Origin of the sequence: Sulfitobacter undariae (genome assembly GCF_014196805.1) — a bacterium.
GTDB lineage: Bacteria > Pseudomonadota > Alphaproteobacteria > Rhodobacterales > Rhodobacteraceae > Sulfitobacter > Sulfitobacter undariae.
Genome location: NZ_JACIEI010000005.1, coordinates 183,366 through 204,932, shown reverse-complemented (window position 1 = coordinate 204,932; position 21,567 = coordinate 183,366). Strand labels below are relative to the sequence as shown.

The following is a 21,567-nucleotide window of genomic DNA, read 5'->3' as shown; positions in this document are numbered from 1 at the left end:
AATCCCTAGCGTCTCCGCTAAACCCGTCCGCTGCCCCGTAGCTCATTGCTGCGCTTCGGTAGAGGCGTTCTAGGGTTTACTCAACAATCCCGCAAGCGCTTTCTTTCAAAAATCGGAACTTTCTTTAAGATTTTGAAATTCCGTTAAAATACAACCACTTAAAGACCCATCACTTTACTAACCCGTGATGACCCCCAAATACTAAAGGCTCCCAGCACTTCTATTATCGCTCCTTCAGCCCTCACGACGGAGTTATCCACAGATTCACTTCTGATACCCCCCCTTTGAAAGCGCAGAGGACTCGAATCCACCCAAATCGGAACGGTAGGTTCGCTCACCCTCGACGCTTGTCCATAAACCGCAGGGCAAGCAGACTCAGGATCGCCGCCATATACAAAAGAGGTTCCAACTGGATACCCTTTACCAACCAGATGAAATGCACCCCGCCTAACAACACGGCAAGATAGGTCAGCTTATGAAGCTTGCGCCACGTAGCTCCACCAAGCTTTCGTACCGACAGGTTGTTGGAAGTAACCGCAAGCGGTAGCAATGTAATGAATCCCGCCATGCCGATTGTAATGTAGGGGCGCTTCCAGATGTCAGCCCACATTTGCTGCCAAAGCATACTCATGTCCAAAAACACCCAGACGGCCAGATGGAGCGTTACATAGACAAATGCCATCACACCAATTGCGCGACGGAACTTTAGCAGGTTCAGGCCCACATATTTACGCAAAGGCGTTATACATAGACCCGCGATCAGGAGCTGTAGGGCGAGACTGCCCAGTTCATGCTCTAGTGCTTTGATTGGATCACGGCCCAAGCCCCCCGTCTGCGCCTGATAGAGCAACCACGGCACCGGCAGGATACATAGTATATAGAGTGCCCATGTCGGCATCGGGCGTAGGGCAGCATTGATACGGTCTACAATCGCAGTCACAAAAACTCTTTCTTTCCGCAGTGCGGAAATCCGTGGGCCAGAGCTATGGCCCAAAACCTTCGCGCTCTTAAACAGACACGGGCCGAAACTTGGATAAGTTCCGGCCCGTCTCATAAAGGCACCTGTTTAGGTGTCTTTTGTCAGATCCATGCCAGCGTATAGATCACCAACCTCATCCGCGTAGCCGTTCATCATCAATGTCGGTTTGCGCTTGGCAAACAGGCCACCGCCGATCTCACGCTCGGAGGCTTGGCTCCACCGCGGGTGATCCACCTCGGGGTTCACATTACTATAGAAGCCGTATTCACGGGCATTGGCTTTGTTCCAGCTTGTGGGTGGCTGTTTGTCTGTCAGCGTAATCCGAACAATAGATTTGATGGATTTGTAGCCATACTTCCACGGCACCACCAAACGCAGCGGCGCACCGTTCTGGTTTGGAATGTCTTTGCCATAGATACCGGTGGCCATCATCGTCAGCGGATGCACCGCCTCGTCCAGGCGCAGACCTTCGACATAGGGCCAGTCCAGCACGTTGTATTTCACACCTGGCATTTCATCAGGGCGCAGCGCGGTTTCAAACGCGACATATTTCGCGCCCGATTGCACACCTGCCATATCCAGCAGGTCAGCCAGTTCAAACCCGTTCCACGGCACAACCATGGACCATGCCTCGACACAGCGAAAACGATAGATGCGTTCTTCGATGGTCATCGCCTTCATGATATCCTCAAACGCATAGTCACCGGGCTTGTCGACAAGCCCGTCAATCTTGACCGTCCATGGCTGCGTTGTCAGCGTGTTGGCATAGCGGGCAGGATCGTCTTTGCCTGTGCCGAACTCGTAGAAGTTATTGTACTCGGTGATATCCTCATAACTGTTCGGCGTCAGAACATCGCCCGCAGCCTGCGCCTGAACGCCGCCCATCGTGGCCAGCCCAACACCCGCCGCTGCACCGCCCATCAATTGCCGACGGTTCAGAAACGCGGCTTCGTCTGTGACGTGATGGTCTTTCAGCGTATTTTTCCAGCGCATGGCCATGGGCCTATCTCCTTGCTTGTTGCGCTATACCTAGCCTTCTCACGTCCATATCCAAACAGTTTCTGTACATATTTCAGTGCTCACACTCTATTGTTAGAGATGTTTACAGTTGCGCAAGGGCACCTCCGCATAGCCCACAACGCAAAAAGGCCCACATCGCTGCGGGCCTTTTACGTCTATATACTGAGGTTAGTGTACTGTCGCTTCCTCGGGCTTCGGCCTGTTGCTGGCTGCGATGCGATCACCGATGATCAAACCATCCGCCCCCGCACTGACAGGGACGATGTCACCGTCATTCACATCACCAGCCAGCAGCATTTCCGCCAGCGGGTTTTGCAAGGCAGACTGGATCACCCGTTTCAGCGGCCTTGCGCCAAATACAGGGTCATACCCCTCATCGGCCAGCCACTTGCGCGCACCCTCATCCAACTGCAACTCGATCTTGCGCGCAGCAAGCCGTTTGAGAAGGCGTGCCATCTGGATATCCACAATCCCGTCCATGTTTTCACGGTTAAGACGGTCAAAGATGATCGTCTCGTCCAGACGGTTCAGGAATTCGGGGCGGAAGTGCCCACGAACGGCCTCCATCACATCCTTTTTGGCCTGCACCATATCGCTGCCTTCAGGCGCCATGCTTAATGCTTGGGCACCAAGGTTGGACGTCAGGATGATCAGCGTCTGCTTGAAATCCACCGTCCGGCCTTGGCCATCCGTCAGCACACCGTCATCCAGCACTTGCAACAGCACGTTGAACACATCGGGATGCGCCTTCTCGACCTCGTCAAACAGCACAACCTGATAAGGGCGTCTACGCACGGCCTCGGTCAATACACCGCCTTCGTCATAGCCAACATACCCCGGAGGGGCACCGATAAGACGAGACACCGCGTGTTTCTCCATGAATTCGGACATATCAATCCGCACCATGGCGCTGTCATCATCAAACATGAACTCGGCCACTGCTTTGGTCAGCTCGGTTTTACCCACGCCTGTTGGCCCAAGGAACAAGAAGCTGCCCAAAGGACGATCCTCATCGTTCAGACCCGCACGCGAGCGGCGGACCGCATTGGCAACCGCCTTCACGGCCAAATCCTGACCAATCACGCGGCCATGCAGCTGTTCTTCCATTTGCAACAGCTTCTCACGCTCACCTTCCAGCATTTTACCAGCAGGAATGCCCGTCCAGCGCTCAACAACGCTGGCGATCTGGTCGGGGCGCACGGCCTCTTCCACGATCTGGCCCTCATCGGCGTTTTCCGCAGCGGTTAGCAAACGTTCCAGATCAGGGATCACGCCATATGACAGCTCGCCCGCCTTGGCGAGATTGCCATCACGTTTGGCGATGTCCAGATCGGCCCGCGCACGGTCCAGCTTTTCCTTAAGTTCACGCGCACCTTCCAGCCTGTCACGGCCTGCCTGCCAACTGGCTGTCATCTCGGCGCTGCGCTCTTTCAGATCAGCCAGATCTTTTTGCAGCGTCGCCAAACGATCCATAGAGGCTTGGTCATCCTCCAGCTTCAGCGCTTCTTCCTCGATCTGCAATTGCAGCACCTGACGGTCCAGCGCATCCAGCTCTTCTGGTTTACTGTCTACTTCCATGCGCAAACGGCTGGCAGCTTCATCCACAAGGTCAATTGCTTTGTCAGGCAAAAAGCGGTCCGTGATATAGCGATGGCTCAGCGTGGCGGCCGCAACCAACGCACTATCCGCGATCCGCACACCGTGGTGCAGCTCATACTTCTCTTTAATACCGCGCAGGATGCTGACAGTATCTTCCACCGTCGGCTCCAACACCATCACTGGCTGGAACCGCCGCGCAAGCGCCGCGTCTTTCTCTACATACTTACGGTATTCGTTCAGCGTGGTTGCACCGATACAATGCAGCTCACCCCGTGCCAGCGCAGGTTTGATCAGGTTGGCCGCATCCATCGCGCCATCCGCTTTGCCTGCGCCCACCAGCGTGTGCATCTCATCAATGAACAAAATGATCTGGCCCGCGGCTTCTGTCACCTCGGTCAGGACGGATTTCAATCGCTCTTCGAATTCACCACGGTATTTAGCCCCCGCAATCAATGCGCCCATGTCCAAAGACAGCAGACGTTTGTTGCGCAGGCTTTCGGGCACATCCCCGTTGATGATGCGCAACGCGAGGCCCTCGGCAATCGCGGTTTTACCCACGCCCGGTTCCCCGATCAGAACGGGGTTGTTTTTGGTACGGCGGCTGAGCACCTGCATCGTGCGGCGGATTTCATCGTCGCGGCCGATGATCGGGTCGATCTTGCCCTCTTCCGCGCGCGCCGTCAGATCCTGCGCGTATTTCTTCAGCGCGTCATAGCCGTCTTCGGCACTGGCACTATCTGCCGTACGCCCTTTGCGCAGATCATTAACCGCAGTGTTCAATGCTTGCGCACTGACCTTGCCCGCCTCCAACGCCGTTTTTGCACCAGATTTGACCATACACAGCGCCATCAAGATGCGTTCAACGGGCACAAAGCTGTCGCCCGCCTTTTTGGCCAGCGCGTCTGCCTCGGTCAGCACACGTGTGGTCGCCCCGTCCAGATAGGTCTGGGCAGCATCGCCGCTGACTTTGGGCATTTTTCCAATGGCAATAGCAACGGCCTGCTTTACAGCAGCCGCATCTCCACCGGATGCATTGATCAAGTTGCTCGCAAGCCCCTCTTCATCATCCATCAATGCTTTTAGCAAATGTTCAGGTGCCAGCCGTTGGTGGCTGTCGCGTGTCGCAATCGTTTGGGCCGCCTGCACAAAGCCGCGCGACCGTTCCGTGAACTTACTCAGGTCCATGGTAGTCTCCTTTTCAAAAGCGGCCACTTGGGGGTGTACCCGCTTGGCGGCATATACCCAGTGTGGACCTTACAAATGATATTTGGGATGTGCTTTGCGTTAGATCAAGGCTCAATAGCAATCAAATCTAGGCCCGAAAATCACATAACACCGGACTATTCTTTCAAACGGAAAGATGTGGTGAACAGGGATAGGCAATTTTCCACCTATCATAAGATATTGATTTTCAATGAATTCACCTCAGCTTTTAGCGAATCAATAAAGCAGGGGGAAACTTTTATTAACCTCAGCCGTTTATTTTTCAGACACAGTGCCCAAATTGACACTAGAGACAGAGAAGCCCTGCAATAAAAAACATAGGGCATATGAGGTAAATGAAATGACACAACCAATGATCCAGATTAGCGACGTGATGTACAATGCGGCCACGCAGTGCTTTGAAGCGATGGTCACTGTCGAAACCACAACACGCACCGCCAAATACCCTTGCGAAATCGAAGCCCCCATCACGATGAGCTTTGAGCAAGCTGCAAGCGGATTGAAGACGCAAGCATTGCGCCGCCACAAATCACGCAACGGGATGTATTCCCAGATGCGCCGCCGCGTCGCACAGGCCCGTGCTGGACGCACCGCGTTTGATCCGCGCCAATGGCTGGCACAGCTTGGCTTCCCGCAAACTGACAAAGCTGCCTAACGCTGATCCTTTTTAGATATTGAATCTGCGCAGCATTTTTGGCCGTGATGTGCGTTGTCCCCGCACATCACGCCGCTGCGCAAGAGCAGAGACGCTTGCCTGCCTGCACTGTCTCTGAAACTCAAGCCCGATCCGCACCTGCGTGATCGGGCCTTTTTTCTGTACAGTGCCCGCGCCATCGCCTATGCCACAAGGCGTTTGTCATTCCCTTACCCAGATGGAGCGCCCCTATGTCCAACCCCGCCACAGACCGCCTGATCGTTGCCCTTGATGTGCCCAATGCCATTGCCGGGCTAGAGCTTGCCAAAAAGCTTGGTGATGCAGTCAGTTTTTACAAAATCGGGCTTGGGATGCTCACCGGTGGCGGCTTGGCGCTGGCAAGTGAACTCAAGCAAGAACACGGCAAACGCATTTTTCTGGACATGAAATTGTTCGACATCGGCGCAACCGTAGAATCCGCCGTGCGCGGGCTGGCGCAATTTGATCTGGATTTCCTTACAGTTCATGGCGATCCCCACGTTGTACGCGCCGCCAAAGAAGGCGCGGCAGGGAGCAATCTTAAAATTCTTGGTGTGACCATCCTGACGTCGCTAGACCGCGCTGATCTGGATGCAAGCCTGATCCGTGCAGGCGACCTGCCTGAACTGGTTGTCGCACGTGCCTTAAACGCATTTGAAGCGGGCGCAGATGGCGTCATCGCCTCCCCACAAGAGGCCGCATTGATCCGCGCTCAACCCGAAGCCGCGGGCAGGTTGATCGTCACTCCGGGCGTGCGCCCCTCTGGCGCCGCGTTGGGCGACCAAAAACGTGTGGCAACTCCCGCTGAGGCCATACAGAACGGCGCCGATCACGTGGTTGTCGGCCGCCCGATCCACCAAGCGCCCAACCCAGCCGAGGCAGCACGCGCTATTCAATCTGAAATGAATACTGTTGCACCTACAACCTGAACCTGTGCCATATCCATCACAGGCAAGCCACGCACCCCACAGCCTATTTGGAATAGCTAGGTCAAAATCGGGTTCCGTGCTATCAAAGAGATGGTGATACTCCCTGACGAATGGTCATATTTTGACGTTCGTCACCTGCCCCCCGCTAGAAGCAGCGGGGGGGCTTTTCGTTAGAGCACCGCCCTCATTTTCTCGCGTCTCTTCCGGCAATCCATAACGCCAGCCGCTCTTGAAACGAAGGCACCGCTTTGGGGTGTTTCAAAAACGCGTCTTCAGTCATCAACTGCCAGAACTGGCCTTCATCCCCGAACACCACATCGTTTTGTGCCTCTATCGGCAACTGCGCCACATAGAACCAGCTGGCATGATCCTCTTGGCGAAATTCACGCCCCCAACACACAGCTTCCTGCGGCACAGACAGCCCCAGCTCTTCACGGCACTCGCGCAAGGCGCAATCCAGTGGGGTCTCGCTCCCCTCTCGGCCGCCTCCAGGCAGATCCCAATGATCCGCAAAAATCAGGCCCGGTTTGTCATCGCGCAATATTGCCGCCAAATAATCCCCCAGATACAGGGCCAGTTTCGCGCCCTTGAACGCAGTGCCTTCGTATTTTTCAATGTCGAATTGCATGGCTCTCTCCGGTTACTCCCTTTATAATTAGGCATCCCTAGATAGATCACAATCCCCACCATGCCCGCACTCTGCCGCGATTGCCTCACACAATTTGAGAATGCCCGCCGGTGCCCTGCCTGCGCCAGTCCGCGTGTCACGCGCCACCCCGAGCTGTGGGACCTGACCATCGCTCACATGGATTGTGATGCCTTCTACGCCTCGGTTGAAAAACGCGATGATCCGTCACTGGAAGGCAAACCTGTCATCATTGGCGGCGGCCATCGCGGGGTTGTTTCCACCGCCTGCTATGTCGCGCGTATTCGCGGGGTCCGCTCGGCTATGCCAATGTTTCAGGCGCTCAAACTATGCCCCGAAGCCGTTGTGATCCGCCCACGTATGGAAGAATACGTCAAAGCCTCCCGCGCCATCCGCGCCCTGATGGAAGAGTTGACCCCCGCCATTGAACCCCTGTCGCTGGACGAAGCGTTTCTGGACATGAGCGGCACAACCCGCCTGCATGGCGCGCCCCCCGCCGTGATGCTGGCCCGTCTTGTGCGGCGCATGAAAACCGAACTTGGGCTGACAGGCTCCATCGGGCTGAGCCACAATAAATTCCTAGCCAAAATCGCCTCCGACCTCGATAAACCCCATGGATTTTCCGTCATTGGCCGCGCCGAGACCGCAGATTTCCTGCGCGACAAACCCGTGCGGATGATATGGGGAGTTGGCGCCGCTGCGCAGGCATCGCTGGACAAGGCGGGCATTCGCCATTTCTCTGACCTATTGCGCTGGGAAAAATCCGATCTTGTCGCGCGCTTTGGCGGGATGGGTGACCGTCTCTATCATCTCGCCCGTGGCGAAGACCGCCGCCGCGTCTCTGCCCATGCACCTTTGAAATCAATCTCGAAAGAGACAACATTCAACGAAGACACCTCCGATCCCGAGTTGCTGGACGGGCATATCTGGCGCATGGCAGTTCAAGTTGCTGATCGTGCCAAGGCGAAAAACCTTGCGGGGCGTGTTGTCACTCTCAAGTTGAAACGCAGCAATCACACGCTTCTCTCGCGGCGCCTCGCGCTCAGCGATCCGACTCAACTGGCCGATCGCATTTACCGCACCGCACGTGGGCTATTCGACCAAATCAACGAAAAAGGCTCATACCGTTTGCTCGGCTGCGGCATATCCGATCTCAGCGATGCTGCGGATGCCGATAAATTGGGTGACCTCCTAGACCCTGATGCTGCCCGCCGCACCGAAGCCGAGCGCGCAACCGACGTGATTCGCACCCGCTTTGGCGCTGACGCCATCGTCAAAGGCCGAACATTACGATAATTGTGCCCTATTCCGCCGCCAAAGGAATACGGCCCTGCCCAATCAAAGCGACGGCTTTGACAACATCGCGCAGCGCAGCCTGCACCGCCTCAAAATTGCCATTCGGGCGAATCAGTTGCTCATTCATATAGAGGGAGCGATCAATTTCGATCTGCACAGCATGCTGTCCTTTGGCGGGCTTGCCATAGGCTTGGGTAATATAAGCCCCCGCAAAAGGCGTATTTCGCGTCACAACAAAACCCGCCTCCACAAAAGCGGCCTCAATCCGATCCACCACATCGCCACTTGCCGCTGCGCCAAAACGATCCCCCAGCACCACATCCGGCCTGCGCATCCCGCCAAGGACAACACTGTCCACCGCTTCATGCGGCATCGAATGGCAATCAATCAACACCGTCTGCCCGTGACGGTTATGTGCAGCATCCAACAGGCTTTGCAGCTTGGTATGATAGGGCTCCCAATAGCGCGTGATCCGCTCTTGCGCTTCATGCTGGGTCAATTTTCCTCTGTAAATCGCACGCCCGTTGGCCACCACACGCGGAATCACCCCCAGCCCCGATGCCACACGCGGGTTATGCCCCACACGCCGCACCCCTTCGATCAAGGCCGGGTCCAATTCATCACGTGCGCGATTCAAGTCCACAAAAGCCCGAGGCGCACCCGCTTTGATAAAGGCGGCACCAAATTGCGGCGCACATTCGAACAGCTGATCCACAAAAGCATCCTCAGAGGATCGGATCACATGTTCGTTCAAAACCGTCTTGCGCAGGAACGACCAGCTATAATCGCGCCCTGAATGCGGCGAGGCAAATACAACACATGAAGAAGGGGCCGCAGGTAGAAAAACATCAAAAGCAGTCACAGGCATATCGGTCCCCTTTCAAATAAAAAGCATAACCTAGTTTGCTACAGCGCCAAAAGCCCTTGATCACGCTGCCGACTCCTTTTATAGCACCCAGACGGCGCGGTGTTTTCGCGCCCCATTTTATTTGGGGCCGGCGAATCGCGTTCATATAAGTGGGTGATTAGCTCAGCGGTAGAGCACTTCGTTGACATCGAAGGGGTCACTGGTTCGATCCCAGTATCGCCCACCATGTATTCACTGGCCCTTTGGCATACGCCACTGGGTCGCCCGTAACCCGGCGCTGGCCCGCGCCACAACTTGGAAGGAATGAACCGATGAAAGTTCGCAACTCACTCCGCTCGCTCAAGAACCGGCACCGTGACTGCCGTGTTGTGCGTCGCAAAGGCCGCGTATACGTGATCAACAAAACACAGAGGCGCTTTAAAGCCCGTCAGGGTTAAGCAGCATCTGCTGAAGTTGTTAAAAAAGGCTGCCCACTTGTTGGGCAGCCTTTTTGCTGTTCAGGCCCTGATTTCCTATCAAAAATCCGGTTAAACCGTTCCTGACCTTAGACATTTTTACGCTGGTACTTGCGCGCAAGTTAATCCACCTTACCTGAAATGGCATCACTTCCCCGAAAAGGAGCCTCACATGGCCAGCGATCTCACATTCACCCCCCCCAAAGTCTGGACATGGGAGTCCGAGAGTGGCGGAAAATTCGCTTCTATCAACCGCCCCATTGCAGGCGCCACACATGACAAAGAGCTCGAAGTCGGCAAACACCCCTTTCAGCTCTATTCCCTTGCCACACCCAATGGCGTCAAAGTCACCATTCTTCTCGAGGAATTGCTGGCAGCAGGCCATACAGGTGCCGAATATGACGCGTGGCTGATCAACATCGGCGAAGGCAATCAATTCGGCTCCGACTTTGTGGACATCAACCCAAACTCCAAAATCCCTGCCCTGATGGATCACTCTGGCGATACCCCCCAGCGCGTATTTGAGAGCGGCTCAATCCTGCTGTATCTTGCAGAAAAATTCGGCGCATTCATCCCCACCGATCCCGCACAGAAAACCGAGATGATGAGCTGGCTTTTCTGGCAAATGGGCTCCGCCCCCTATCTCGGCGGTGGGTTTGGCCATTTCTACGCATATGCCCCAGAAAAATACGAATACCCCATCAACCGCTTTTCAATGGAAGTGAAACGCCAGCTTGATGTTATGGACCGCCACTTGGCTGAACATGAATGGTTCGCTGGTGAATACTCAATTGCAGACATTGCGATCTGGGCTTGGTACGGCCAATTGGTTTTGGGCCGCCTCTACTCGGCTGCCGAATTCCTGGATGTGGCAAGCTATAAAAACGTGCTGCGTTGGGCCGAAACAATTGACGCCCGCCCCGCCGTTGCACGGGGCTTGATGGTCAACCGCGCCTTTGGCGATGACCCGTCAAAACAATTGCACGAACGCCATGACGCCAGTGATTTTGACACAAAAACCCAAGACAAAATCGCAAAATCCTAAAACAGCTCTGCGCGTGCCGCCCCAATGGCGCGCGCAGTCTGACTCTTTCAAACGCGTTTAGCGCCGCCTCACCTGACGGCAAATCAGGATCACGGGCATTAGCCCCATGGCGACAATCACGAGGCTCGGCACCGCCGCCCCCTCAAGCCGCTCATCGCTGGCCAGACGGTAAGCCTGTACCGCCAATGTATCAAAATTGAAGGGCCGCATGATCAGAGTCGCGGGCAACTCCTTCATGACATCCACAAAAACGATCAGCAAAGCCGTCAGCAGGCTGGGCGCAAGGATCGGCAAATGCACCCGCCTTAACGTCCCGACAGGCCCCTGCCCCAAGGATCGCGATGCCGCATCCATATTCACGTGCACCATCGCCTGCCCGCCTTCATAGGCCCCCAGCGCCGCCGCCAAAAAGCGGACCATATAGGCAATCACCAGCAGCCAGATCGAACCAGTAATCAGCAACCCGGTTGAGATATCAAAGGTACTGCGCATCCACGCATCAACCGCATTATCAAACGCGGCAAAAGGCACCAGCAATCCAACAGCAATCACACCACCCGGCACCGCATAACCCAAACGCGCCACATAAGCGGCCCCTCTGGCCAGCCTATCACCACGCATGCGCTGAAAAAACCCGATACAAATGGCCGCTGCAACCGTCACCACCGCCGCCACCGAGGCCAGTGTCGCCGAATTTCGTATATACCCCAAATAGCGTTCACTCAGCAGGTTCTGCTCTGATCCAAGCCCCATTGAGAACAAGACAATGATCGGCAACACAGCGCCCAGCAGAACAGGCAAACCACATAGCACAACAGCGCCCGTGGCCCGCCATCCCGTCAAGGGCATCGTTGGCGCGGATTTGGCTTGTCGCGCTGGATCATGATACTTTGCCGCCCCGCGCTGCAACCGCTCCAACATCGCGAGTATCAAGGCAAAGCTTAGCAAACACAGCGCCAATTGCGCCGCGCCCACACGGTCAAACAGCGAAAACCAACTGGTGTAGATGCCCGTGGCAAAGGTCTGCACCCCAAAGTAAGAAACGGTGCCAAAATCCGCGATGGTCTCCATCACGGTCAACAACACACCGCCTGCAATCGCAGGGCGTGCCAAGGGCAAACTGACCTTGAAGAACGCAGCCCACGGCGAAGACCCAAGCGCACGTGCCGCTAGAAACGTGGTGCCGCTTTGCTGTAGAAACGCTGCGCGCGCCAACAAGTAAACATAGGGATAAAGCACCAGAACCAGCATCAAGGCGGCACCGCCCAGCGACCTGATTTCAGGAAACCAATAATCACGCGGGCCCCAGCCCATCACCTCACGCAGGGTGGTTTGCACGATACCCGGGTGGTCCAACAAATGGGTGTAGGCATAGGCCAATACATAGGAAGGAAAGGCCAAAGGCAGCACCAATGCCACCTCAAAAAACCGTGCTGCGGGAAACCGCGTCATCGTCACCAGCCATGCTGCACCGACACCCACTGCAAACGTCCCACAGGCGACCAGCGCCACCAGCGCCAGCGTTGTAACCGCATAGCCCCCCAGCACGGTTTCGGCCAGATGCTGCACCGTTTCTGTGCCACCTGATAGCGCCGCCAGCAAAACTGCCAGCATCGGCAACGCGCACAGGCAGGCCACCAAAATAGCAACCGCAGACAGACCACGGCCACCGTCGTGCTTTTTCTTCTTCAAAGAGGGGGCTGATTTGTTCATGCCCCTATGTCGACGATTTTAGTCAGAAAGAAAAGTGGCCCTGTGCACCACACTTCAATCGTAGCTACGTTGATCCTCGATAACCAAACCGTCTTTGGGTAGGCTGTCAGGTGCCACAACTTCAATGCGCCCTTTCAGCTTGAGCAACTCAGCCACCGATGCCGCATATACATCAGCGTTCGGCGCAGTAGATTCGATTTGCACCGTCATCATGTCTTGCTCACCTTCGCGTGTTGCAATGACACGGGCACGGTTGATTTCATCATGACGCGCAACCAATTGCGCTACCTGCTCAGGGCGCACAAACATACCTTTGATCTTGGTTGTCTGATCCGCACGGCCCATCCAGCCTTTGATCCGCATATTGGTACGGCCACAAGGCGACACCCCCGCCATCACCGCGCTCAGATCACCTGTTGCAAAGCGGATCAACGGATAGTCAGGGTTCAACGTGGTCACAACAACCTCGCCCACTTCACCTTCTGGCACAGGGATACCCGTGCCCGGCGTCACGATCTCAACGATCACACCCTCATCGACAATCATGCCTTCAGCAGCGGGCGATTCATACGCAATATTGCCCAGATCAGCCGTGGCATAGCTTTGCAAACAGGTGATCCCACGCTCGGCGTACCACGCACGCAGACTAGGGAACAACGCGCCGCCGCCAACAGCCGCGCGGGTGATGCCAAGGCTCACACCCATCGCATCCGCCTTTTCAAGGATGATCTTCAAATAATCAGGCGTGCCTGCATAGGCCGTCGTGCCCACATCACGCGCCGCAATCACCTGAAGCTCGGTCTGGCCCGTCCCCGCAGGCAGCACCGCCGCGCCCACAGCGCGCGCGCCGCTTTCAAAAATCATGCCCGCTGGAGTCAAATGATAGCCAAAGCAGTTATGAACAATATCCCCTTCACCAATCCCTATCGCATGCAAAAAACGCCCCATGCGCCACCAATCGGGATCGGTTGAAGATGGCTCATAAATCGGGCCAGGGGATTGGAACACATGGCTAAACCCATGCGCAGGTTTGGTTGTGAAACCACCAAAAGGCGCGCTGGCCGCTTGGGCTTTGCCCAGCTCTGATTTGCGCAACACAGGCAGGTCAACCAAAGCCGCAGCACTGGTGATCTCGTCAGGGTCAACGTGATCCAATGCCCCTGCATACCCCGCCACACCTTTGGCGCGGGCAGTCTGCTGGGGCAGCAAACGGGCCAGATCAGCGGCACGTTCGTCTGCGCTACGGGTTTCCAGTTTGTCAAAATGGCTCATATCAGTCACTCGTTTTTCCGCGCAGGCCAAAACCCGCAAATTACTAACTTCACACACGCCTGCAGATCATCGCCAATCGCGCAAGGGCCTCTTAGGACAACCAACGCTTGCGGCGGCGATAACTGCGCACATCACGGAAGGATTTACGGCCCTCATCCGACATGCCCAAATAGAACTCTTTCACGTCTTTGTTTTCACGCAGATCAGCCGCAGGGCCGTCCATCACCACACGACCGCTTTCCAGAATATACCCGTAATGGGCAAATCGCAGCGCGACATTGGTGTTCTGTTCAGCCAGCAAGAAGGTCACGCCTTCTTTCTCATTCACCGATTTAACGATGTCGAAAATCTGTTCAACCAACTGCGGCGCAAGGCCCATTGAAGGCTCGTCCAGCAGGATCATTTCAGGGCGGCTCATCAGGGCGCGGCCCATGGCGCACATCTGTTGTTCCCCACCCGAGGTATAGCCCGCCTGTGATTTGCGACGCTCGCGCAGCCGTGGGAAATAGTTATAAACCATCTCTAAATCAGCGGCGATCGCCCCCTTGCCGTCGCTGCGCGTATAGGCGCCTGTCAGCAGGTTTTCCTCAATCGTCAGATGCTCAAAACAGTGACGGCCTTCCATCACCTGCACGACACCCTTTTTCACCGTCTCGGCAGGATCTTGTGCCTGAATGGAGTTCCCGCGATACTTGATCGAGCCTTTGGTCACTTCGCCACGTTCCGATGCCAACAGGCCCGAAATAGCCTTGAGCGTCGTTGTTTTACCTGCACCATTACCGCCCAAAAGCGCGGTAATCCCACCCTTTGGCACGTTCAGGCTCACACCCTTGAGCACAAGGATAACGTGGTTATAGATCACTTCGATGTTGTTCACTTCGAGCAGGTTTTCAACCTGAACGTCAGCTGGTTTTGCGTCCAACATATCCCTTGTACCCTTCTTGAAATTCGTGATGTCTCTGGCCGCCACCCATGCAGCGGCCAGAGGAAACGTGGCTTACTTACACGCAGGCGCGATGTTATTTTCCGAAGCATAGGCTTGGGAATCCTCATCAACCAATGCTTGGATAACCTCCTGATCGGATTCGATGAAATCCGTGATCAGGCTCCATTCTTTGGCTTTGGCGTCCCACTGCGTCACAGCAACAAGACCGTTACCGCCGTGGTTTTCACAAGAAACTTGGAACTCGGGGCCAAAGTTAGGCATCCCCAAAGCAACCATTTTCTCTTCGGTCATGCTCAGGTTTTCCATACCGTCACGCATCTGGCTCGGTGTGATATTCGAGACGCCGTGGATTTCCTGCGCCGTTTTCGCAGATTCTGCTGCCAACATCGCCGCATAGATTCCGCGGTTGTAAATCACGCTACCAACCTGATCGCCTGCGCCCGATGCTTTACCAGCATCAACAACGTATTTTTTCAGGTCATCATATAGTGGGAAATTGCTGCCCACGTTGTGGAAGGTTAGCGCCTTATAGCCGTCAGCACCTTCACCCGCTGACAACACGTCGTTTTCAGAACCAGACCACCAAATGCCGATGAAGTTTTCCATAGGGAAGCGAATGTTGATCGCCTCTTGGATCGCAACTTGGTTCATAACACCCCAACCGTACATGATCACATAGTCAGGCTTTTCACGGCGGATTTGCAGCCATTGTGATTTCTGTTCCTGACCAGGGTGATCCACGGGTACTTCGGTCAGATCGAAACCATGCTTTTTGGACAATTCCTGAAGCGTGCGGATCGGTTCCTTGCCGTAGGCAGAGTTGTGATAGACAAGAGACACTTTCTTGCCCTTCAAATCGCCGCCGTTTTCATCCAGCAGATATTTGATCGCAACCGATGCGCCATCCCAGTAGTTGGCTGGAAAGTTGAAAATATGGCTGAACACGTTGCCGTTCTTGGCAGACGTACGGCCCAAACCTGATGTCAGCAGCGGGATATCATCCGCCGTCATTTTCGGGATCAACTGATAGGTGATGCCTGTGGACAAAGGTTGGTAAACCAAGCCGCCGCTGTCTTTCAGCGATTCATAGCATTCAACACCTTTCTCGGTGTTATACGCCGTCTCACATTCTGGCACCTGAATTTTTTCGCCGCCAATACCGCCGTCACGCTCGTTCAGCAGCGTGAAATAATCCGCATAGCCATCCGCAAACTGGATGCCACCGGCCGCATATGGGCCTGTGCGATAGCTGAGTGACGGGAACACAAGATCCGCCAGAACGGGGCTTGCTGCCATAACGGCCGCAACCGCCAGAGTACCTAGTTTATATTTCATCGGTGTTTCCTCCCTTGGATAATATCCGATTGGTTTAAAAGGGCGGGTTCTCCCGCCTCGCTTTTGTGTGGCTCCCCGCGTCAGTGCGGGAAGGGCCACAATCTTAGTTTTTCTTTCGCCAGACGCCACAGCTGGGCAATGCCGTGTGGCTCAACGATCAAAAAGAGAATGATCAACGCGCCCACAATCACCAGCTGCAAATGCGCTACGATGTCCGTCGGCCAGCCCAGAAAATCAACGCCGACAACCTTCAGCGCCACAGGCAACAGCACCAGAAACGCCGCCCCCGCGAAGGAGCCAAAGATGCTGCCCAAGCCGCCGATGATCACCATAAACAACACGAGGAATGACTTGGTGATGCCAAAGGCTTCGCCCACTTCCACCGCGCCCAAATAGACCGCAAAGAACAATGCGCCAGAGATGCCGATAAAGAAGGAGGACACAGCAAAGGCGGTCAGCTTGGCCCGCAACGGGTTCACCCCGATGATCTCGGCCGCAATATCCATGTCACGGATCGCCATCCACTTGCGCCCTGCCGCACCACGCGTCATGTTCCGCGCCGCATAGGCACAGATGATCGTGAAAAACAGACAAAACAGATAGGCCGCCCAAGGTGCCGTAGACGGTCCGGTGATCAATACACCCAGAAATCCACGCTCTGGCGCGCTGATCTGACCGGAAGCAGAGTAGTTATAAAACCACGCCACACGGTTAAACAGCCAGACAAGGAAAAACTGCGCCGCCAGTGTCGCCACCGCCAGATAAAACCCTTTGATCCGCAAGCTGGGCAGACCAAACAGCGCACCCACAATCGCGGTCATCACACCGCCCATGATGACGCTGAAAAAGATGTTAAACTCGGGCAGACGGAACAGCAATTCACCGCCCCACCAGATATCGACGCCCGTCATGAACTTGTAACAGCTATATGCCCCCACAGCCATGAAACCGCCTGTGCCCAGCGACACCTGTCCGCAATATCCCACAAGGATATTCAGCCCCAGCGCCGCAATCGAATAGATCAGGAACGGCAACAAAAGTGAGTTGACCCAGTAATCGTTGATGACAAAAGGCACGACAACAATCGCAATGAACATCACCAAATAATAGCGATACCGGTCAAACTTGATCGGAAATGTCTGCTGGTCCTCGGCGTAGGTCGTATTAAAATCGCCTGCTTCACGGTAAAACATTAAGCTGCCTTTCTTGGGGTGCGGATCGCCGTGTGAACGGCCCAGACTATCACGGTCAATATTAGAGCAAGAACTGCCCCACTAAAGTTGATGGAATGTGTTATTCCCTTGCTCTCCAACGCCATCCAGTCATCAGAGTAGGGCTCAAACGCTTTTTGTGCTTCCTCGATACGGCCTGACATCCATAGCGACCAAGCTGCTAAACCAAAGGAGCCAACACTCAAAGAGGCATAAATACGTTGAAAATTGATTAGCGCGCTAAACCCGTTCAATGATCTTCTCCCCGAACAAGCCCTGCGGACGGAACACCAGAAACACCAGCGCCAGCATGTAGGCAAACCAGTTCTCGGTTGCCCCACCAAGGAACGGCGCGCCGATCAGGAATTCGAACATCTTTTCACCCACACCGATGATCAAACCACCCACGATGGCCCCCGGAATAGAGGTGAACCCACCCAGCATCAGCACTGGCAGCGCCTTAAGCGCGATCAGCGATAGCGAGAACTGAACACCAGATTTCGCGCCCCACATGATCCCTGCCACCAAGGCTACAAACCCTGCCAGCGACCAGACCAAAATCCAGATAAAGTTCAGCGACACACCCACAGACAACGCCGCCTGATGGTCATCCGCCACAGCCCGCATCGCGCGGCCCTGCTTGGTATATTGCGCAAACATTACCAATCCCGCCACCAACAACGCCGCAATGATGCTCGCTACGATGTCCAGATTGTCGATGAAGAACCCGTATCCCATGGCCTCATAGGTTGTTGTTTCCAACCACATATTCATCCCTTGCGGCAGACAGACGCTCTCGGTCGCACAGACAGTCAATGTCTTCAGCTCAGACCCCCACATCAAATCCGCGACACCCTCAAGGAAATACGCCAAACCGATGGTCGCCATGAACAAAATGATCGGCTCTTGTCCCACCAAATGGCGAAACACAAACCGTTGCACGGCCCACGCCAGCCCGATCATCACAAACACCGTCAGGATGATCGCCACAAACGAAGGTACCGTCCAGCCAAAGCCATGAATTTCGGTGCCAAAAATCGCGTTAATCAAGTGTACAAACGGCACCTGACCGTTCTGAATCCCCACCAAGGTCATCGCCGCAAAAAGCGCCATAACCCCTTGGGCATAGTTGAAAATACCCGATGCCTTATAGATCAAAACAAATCCCAGCGCGACAAGAGCATACAGAACTCCCGCCATCAGCCCGTTCGCAAAGACCTCAATCGTAAATGCCAGCTGCTCGTTCATGACAAAGCCCCCCGAAAATCAATCATGTGCCACACCCAAATACGCATCAATCACCTCCTGATTGTTACGCACCTCATGCGGCGTGCCGTCGCCGATCTTTTTGCCGTAATCCATCACAACCACACGGTCGCTCAGGTCCATGACCACGCCCATGTCATGTTCGATCAAGGCAATCGTGGTGCCAAATTCGTCATTCACATCAAGGATAAAGCGGCTCATGTCCTCTTTTTCCTCCACGTTCATCCCCGCCATCGGCTCATCCAGCAGCAACAGCGACGGCTCGGCCGCCAAGGCCCGCGCCAGCTCAACCCGCTTTTTCAAACCATAAGACAGACGCGACACAGGTGTTTTCCGAATGGCCTGAATTTCCAAAAAGTCGATGATCCGCTCCGCCACTTCGCGGTTTTCAATCTCTTCTTTCTCAGCCGCACCGCGCCACAACATCTGCGACATCAAACCGGACTTCATATGCGTCAAACGGCCGGTCATCACGTTGTCCAGCACAGACATGCCTTCAAACAAGGCAATGTTCTGGAACGTCCGCGCAATCCCTTGCTGTGCCACCTGAAACGGCTTCATTGCAGGGCGCGGCGCACCACGGTACCAAACTTCCCCGTCTTGCGGCACATAGAAACCCGAAATCACATTCAGCATCGAAGACTTGCCCGCGCCGTTAGGCCCGATGATCGCCCTGATCTCGCCTTCACGAATATCAAAGGAAATATCCTTGATCGCTTCAACACCACCAAACCGCAGGGTGATGTTCTTCATCTCCATCACAACAGGCCCAATGGTGCGCCCGTCTTTGGTTACATAGCTATCAACGTTATCTTTCACGCGATGCCCCCCTGCTTCATTTTGCCATTCAAACTCAATCCAGCACCCCCGGCTTGCACGCCAAAACGGGAGGGTGGGCGGGGCGTCGTCGTAGACGCGCGTCGCAATCCCCTCACGCGCACTTCCAACACGACTCTCATTGCGCGGCCATCTTATGCGCCACAGGCATCACCGCCGCAGAACGGACTTCCAGCGTCGCTTTAATGCTGCCTTTACGCCCGTCCTCATAGGTGACTTCAGTCTCCGTGCTCACCTGCGGTGATCCGTCATACATCGCGGTGAGGATATCGTGATACTTCTCTTCGATGACCCGACGGCGCACCTTACGTGTCCGTGTCAGTTCTCCGTCATCCGCATCCAACTCTTTATGCAGCACCACAAAACGGTGCACCTGACAGCCTGACAGCATCTCGTCTTGGGCCACGGATTTGTTCACCTCTTCCACATGGCTCTGGATTGTATCCATAACTTGCGGATGGCGCGCCAATTCCTGATAAGATGCATAACCGATGTTGTTGCGTTCGGCCCAATTGCCTACCGCCGTCAGATCGATATTGATAAACGCCGTGCATTCTTCTTTGCCATTGCCAAAGACAACCGCCTCCAGAACATTCGGGAAAAACTTGAGTTTGTTCTCAACGTATTTTGGCGCAAACAGCGATCCATCCGCCATCTTGCCCACGTCTTTAGCACGGTCAATAATCCGCAAATGCCCTGTATCAGGCTCTATAAATCCCGCATCCCCCGTGGCCACCCAGCCTTCGGCGTCTTTGGTATCTGCGGTGCTTTCAGCGTTTTTGTAATACTCAACAAACACACCGGGCGAGCGATAGAAAACCTCGCCATTGTCGGCAATCTTCAGTTCCACACCCGGACAGGTCACGCCAACCGTGTCACTGCGCACTTGCCCGTCAGGCTGCGCGGTGATGAACACTGTCGCTTCCGTCTGACCGTATAATTGCTTGAGGTTGATCCCAAGCGAGCGGTAGAAATCGAAAATCTCCGGCCCGATCGCCTCACCCGCCGTATACCCCACACGCACACGGCTAAAGCCCAGCGTATTTTTCAGCGGCCCATAGATGAACATCTCGCCCAGACGGTACTTCAGCCGATCCCCAAAGCTCACTTCTTTGCCGTCCAAAATCGCAGGCCCGACCTTGCGTGCGACGCCCATGTAATAGTCAAACAGGCGTTTCTTAAAGCGGCCTGAATCCTCCATGCGGATCATCACATTGGTCAATTGTGTTTCAAACACACGCGGCGGCGCAAAGTAATATGTCGGCCCGATTTCGCGCAAATCCACATGCATGGTGTCCGCACTTTCGGGACAATTGGTACAAAACCCCGTCCACAATGCTTGCCCAACCGAAAAGATGAAATCCCCAACCCATGCCATCGGCAAATAGGCCAGAATCTCGTCGCTCTGCTGCAAATTATCAAACTGCGACGATGATTTCGCCGTCTCTATGACATTGCGGTTGCTCAGTACCACGCCCTTAGGCTTCCCCGTGGTGCCAGATGTGTACAACATTACACCTGTGCTATCGTAATTCAGCTTTGCCTGACGCGCTTCCAGCTCTTTGATGTGCTTGTCGCGGTTCTTGCGGCCCATTTCCTGCACGGCATGGTACTGATCCAACGCCGCGTGATCGTATTTGCGCAACCCACGTGGATCCAGATAGATCATCCGCTCGAACTGCGGCAACTCATCCTTCACATCAAGGATTTTATCCACCTGCTCCTGATCCCCGACAACAGCAAAGCGCGCACCGCAGTGGCTCATCACATAGGTCATCTCTTCGGCATTGGCGTCTTGGTACAACGGCACAGGCACAGCGCCACACATCTCTGCGGCCATCATCGCCCAATACAGGCTTGGACGGTTGCGCCCGATGACAGAGACAAAGTCCCCCTCATTCAATCCCAACTCCAACATGCCCAGCGCCAGCGCCTCGACTTCGTCACGGGTCTGCGACCACGTCCAAGTTTGCCAGATGCCGTATTCTTTTTCACGGTACGCAGGCGCGTTCGCGAACTGCTTGGCATTGCGGTGCAGCAATGCGGGCACAGATGCGGGTTGCCCCTCAGGGCATAGTATCAAAGCCAAATTGTATCCTCCCAATCCTGTCTCTCCCGACAGGCCGACCGCGTTTGCGCGGTTCAGTGTAGCTCATAGAATGGCAAGGTTACCTTCCACGTCAACTTTTTCCTGATGATTTCTCAATCCTAACGAATTGTAACAACACCAGATCATCCTTTGACACCCCCCTC

At 55.0% G+C, this 21,567-nt stretch carries 19 protein-coding genes and 1 tRNA gene; 6 read left to right on the top strand and 14 right to left on the bottom strand.

Annotated features, from left to right (window positions below; all coding sequences use genetic code 11):
- Positions 1–334: 334 nt before the first annotated feature.
- From msrQ to clpB, 3 genes are all read right to left on the bottom strand, one after another.
- On the bottom strand, positions 335–931 hold the full coding sequence (gene msrQ, locus GGR95_RS10155; protein ID WP_343042197.1) for a protein-methionine-sulfoxide reductase heme-binding subunit MsrQ: 597 nt from the start codon (positions 929–931) through the stop codon (positions 335–337).
- A 135-nt stretch (positions 932–1,066) separates the two neighbouring features.
- Positions 1,067–1,978 carry a protein-methionine-sulfoxide reductase catalytic subunit MsrP gene (gene msrP / locus GGR95_RS10150; protein WP_184565443.1) on the bottom strand — a complete coding sequence of 304 codons (912 nt, stop codon included), beginning with the start codon at positions 1,976–1,978 and terminating at the stop codon, positions 1,067–1,069.
- 189 nt (positions 1,979–2,167) lie between these two features.
- Positions 2,168–4,783, bottom strand: coding sequence for an ATP-dependent chaperone ClpB (clpB, locus tag GGR95_RS10145; protein ID WP_184565441.1), 2,616 nt, complete (start codon positions 4,781–4,783; stop codon positions 2,168–2,170).
- A gap of 379 nt (positions 4,784–5,162) precedes the next feature.
- Between clpB and GGR95_RS10140 the strand changes: the two genes are divergently transcribed.
- Both GGR95_RS10140 and pyrF read left to right on the top strand, forming a co-directional pair.
- Positions 5,163–5,477, top strand: a complete 315-nt coding sequence (locus GGR95_RS10140) for an orotidine 5-phosphate decarboxylase (protein ID WP_184565439.1) — start codon at positions 5,163–5,165, stop codon at positions 5,475–5,477.
- Between the two features lie 230 nt (positions 5,478–5,707).
- Entirely contained in the window at positions 5,708–6,424 is a 717-nt protein-coding gene (gene pyrF, locus GGR95_RS10135; RefSeq protein ID WP_184565437.1) for an orotidine-5'-phosphate decarboxylase, read from the top strand.
- A 184-nt stretch (positions 6,425–6,608) separates the two neighbouring features.
- Here the strand turns inward: pyrF and GGR95_RS10130 are convergent, their stop codons facing one another.
- Entirely contained in the window at positions 6,609–7,052 is a 444-nt protein-coding gene (locus tag GGR95_RS10130; RefSeq protein WP_184565435.1) for an NUDIX hydrolase, read from the bottom strand.
- Between the two features lie 60 nt (positions 7,053–7,112).
- Here GGR95_RS10130 and GGR95_RS10125 point away from each other — a divergent pair, with 60 nt between their 5' ends.
- The gene (locus GGR95_RS10125) at positions 7,113–8,366 is read left to right on the top strand and encodes a DNA polymerase IV (protein WP_184565432.1); all 1,254 of its coding nucleotides are present in this window, start codon (positions 7,113–7,115) and stop codon (positions 8,364–8,366) included.
- 7 nt (positions 8,367–8,373) lie between these two features.
- Here the strand turns inward: GGR95_RS10125 and GGR95_RS10120 are convergent, their stop codons facing one another.
- Positions 8,374–9,234: an N-formylglutamate amidohydrolase gene (locus GGR95_RS10120; protein WP_184565430.1), complete on the bottom strand. Its 861-nt coding sequence runs from the start codon at positions 9,232–9,234 to the stop codon at positions 8,374–8,376.
- 151 nt (positions 9,235–9,385) lie between these two features.
- Between GGR95_RS10120 and GGR95_RS10115 the strand changes: the two genes are divergently transcribed.
- The 3 genes from GGR95_RS10115 (at position 9,386) to yghU (ending at position 10,734) form a co-directional block, all read left to right on the top strand.
- Positions 9,386–9,460 (top strand) — tRNA-Val (locus GGR95_RS10115).
- A gap of 85 nt (positions 9,461–9,545) precedes the next feature.
- Complete coding sequence (ykgO, locus tag GGR95_RS10110) at positions 9,546–9,671, top strand: type B 50S ribosomal protein L36 (RefSeq protein WP_005850168.1); 126 nt, start codon at positions 9,546–9,548, stop codon at positions 9,669–9,671.
- A 190-nt stretch (positions 9,672–9,861) separates the two neighbouring features.
- Entirely contained in the window at positions 9,862–10,734 is an 873-nt protein-coding gene (gene yghU, locus GGR95_RS10105) for a glutathione-dependent disulfide-bond oxidoreductase (RefSeq protein ID WP_184565428.1), read from the top strand.
- 57 nt (positions 10,735–10,791) lie between these two features.
- Here yghU and GGR95_RS10100 read toward each other — a convergent pair whose 3' ends face one another.
- From GGR95_RS10100 to GGR95_RS10060, 9 genes are all read right to left on the bottom strand, one after another.
- The gene (locus GGR95_RS10100; RefSeq protein WP_184565426.1) at positions 10,792–12,447 is read right to left on the bottom strand and encodes an ABC transporter permease; all 1,656 of its coding nucleotides are present in this window, start codon (positions 12,445–12,447) and stop codon (positions 10,792–10,794) included.
- A 54-nt stretch (positions 12,448–12,501) separates the two neighbouring features.
- Complete coding sequence (locus GGR95_RS10095) at positions 12,502–13,719, bottom strand: phenylacetate--CoA ligase family protein (RefSeq protein ID WP_184565424.1); 1,218 nt, start codon at positions 13,717–13,719, stop codon at positions 12,502–12,504.
- Between the two features lie 91 nt (positions 13,720–13,810).
- Positions 13,811–14,644: an ABC transporter ATP-binding protein gene (locus GGR95_RS10090; protein ID WP_184565422.1), complete on the bottom strand. Its 834-nt coding sequence runs from the start codon at positions 14,642–14,644 to the stop codon at positions 13,811–13,813.
- 72 nt (positions 14,645–14,716) lie between these two features.
- Positions 14,717–16,000: an ABC transporter substrate-binding protein gene (locus GGR95_RS10085; RefSeq protein ID WP_184565420.1), complete on the bottom strand. Its 1,284-nt coding sequence runs from the start codon at positions 15,998–16,000 to the stop codon at positions 14,717–14,719.
- A gap of 80 nt (positions 16,001–16,080) precedes the next feature.
- Positions 16,081–17,193, bottom strand: a complete 1,113-nt coding sequence (locus GGR95_RS10080; RefSeq protein WP_184565418.1) for a branched-chain amino acid ABC transporter permease — start codon at positions 17,191–17,193, stop codon at positions 16,081–16,083.
- Entirely contained in the window at positions 17,193–17,465 is a 273-nt protein-coding gene (locus tag GGR95_RS10075; protein ID WP_184565416.1) for a hypothetical protein, read from the bottom strand. Before GGR95_RS10075 ends, GGR95_RS10080 begins: the two co-directional genes overlap by 1 nt.
- The gene (locus GGR95_RS10070) at positions 17,452–18,459 is read right to left on the bottom strand and encodes a branched-chain amino acid ABC transporter permease (RefSeq protein ID WP_184565414.1); all 1,008 of its coding nucleotides are present in this window, start codon (positions 18,457–18,459) and stop codon (positions 17,452–17,454) included. Before GGR95_RS10070 ends, GGR95_RS10075 begins: the two co-directional genes overlap by 14 nt.
- Positions 18,460–18,477: 18 nt before the next feature.
- Positions 18,478–19,296, bottom strand: coding sequence for an ATP-binding cassette domain-containing protein (locus GGR95_RS10065; protein WP_184565412.1), 819 nt, complete (start codon positions 19,294–19,296; stop codon positions 18,478–18,480).
- Positions 19,297–19,432: 136 nt separating this feature from the next.
- Complete coding sequence (locus GGR95_RS10060; RefSeq protein ID WP_221384818.1) at positions 19,433–21,403, bottom strand: AMP-binding protein; 1,971 nt, start codon at positions 21,401–21,403, stop codon at positions 19,433–19,435.
- Between the last annotated feature and the right edge of the window lie 164 nt (positions 21,404–21,567).

What these genes read in the sequence shown, in the direction of transcription:
- msrP (WP_184565443.1), bottom strand. Translation starts at nt 1,978, where the DNA reads ATGGCCATGCGCTGGAAAAATACGCTGAAAGACCATCACGTCACAGAC.
- clpB (WP_184565441.1), bottom strand. Translation starts at nt 4,783, where the DNA reads ATGGACCTGAGTAAGTTCACGGAACGGTCGCGCGGCTTTGTGCAGGCG.
- GGR95_RS10140 (WP_184565439.1), top strand. Translation starts at nt 5,163, where the DNA reads ATGACACAACCAATGATCCAGATTAGCGACGTGATGTACAATGCGGCC.
- pyrF (WP_184565437.1), top strand. Translation starts at nt 5,708, where the DNA reads ATGTCCAACCCCGCCACAGACCGCCTGATCGTTGCCCTTGATGTGCCC.
- GGR95_RS10130 (WP_184565435.1), bottom strand. Translation starts at nt 7,052, where the DNA reads ATGCAATTCGACATTGAAAAATACGAAGGCACTGCGTTCAAGGGCGCG.
- GGR95_RS10125 (WP_184565432.1), top strand. Translation starts at nt 7,113, where the DNA reads ATGCCCGCACTCTGCCGCGATTGCCTCACACAATTTGAGAATGCCCGC.
- GGR95_RS10120 (WP_184565430.1), bottom strand. Translation starts at nt 9,234, where the DNA reads ATGCCTGTGACTGCTTTTGATGTTTTTCTACCTGCGGCCCCTTCTTCA.
- ykgO (WP_005850168.1), top strand. Translation starts at nt 9,546, where the DNA reads ATGAAAGTTCGCAACTCACTCCGCTCGCTCAAGAACCGGCACCGTGAC.
- yghU (WP_184565428.1), top strand. Translation starts at nt 9,862, where the DNA reads ATGGCCAGCGATCTCACATTCACCCCCCCCAAAGTCTGGACATGGGAG.
- GGR95_RS10100 (WP_184565426.1), bottom strand. Translation starts at nt 12,447, where the DNA reads ATGAACAAATCAGCCCCCTCTTTGAAGAAGAAAAAGCACGACGGTGGC.
- GGR95_RS10095 (WP_184565424.1), bottom strand. Translation starts at nt 13,719, where the DNA reads ATGAGCCATTTTGACAAACTGGAAACCCGTAGCGCAGACGAACGTGCC.
- GGR95_RS10090 (WP_184565422.1), bottom strand. Translation starts at nt 14,644, where the DNA reads ATGTTGGACGCAAAACCAGCTGACGTTCAGGTTGAAAACCTGCTCGAA.
- GGR95_RS10085 (WP_184565420.1), bottom strand. Translation starts at nt 16,000, where the DNA reads ATGAAATATAAACTAGGTACTCTGGCGGTTGCGGCCGTTATGGCAGCA.
- GGR95_RS10080 (WP_184565418.1), bottom strand. Translation starts at nt 17,193, where the DNA reads ATGTTTTACCGTGAAGCAGGCGATTTTAATACGACCTACGCCGAGGAC.
- GGR95_RS10070 (WP_184565414.1), bottom strand. Translation starts at nt 18,459, where the DNA reads ATGAACGAGCAGCTGGCATTTACGATTGAGGTCTTTGCGAACGGGCTG.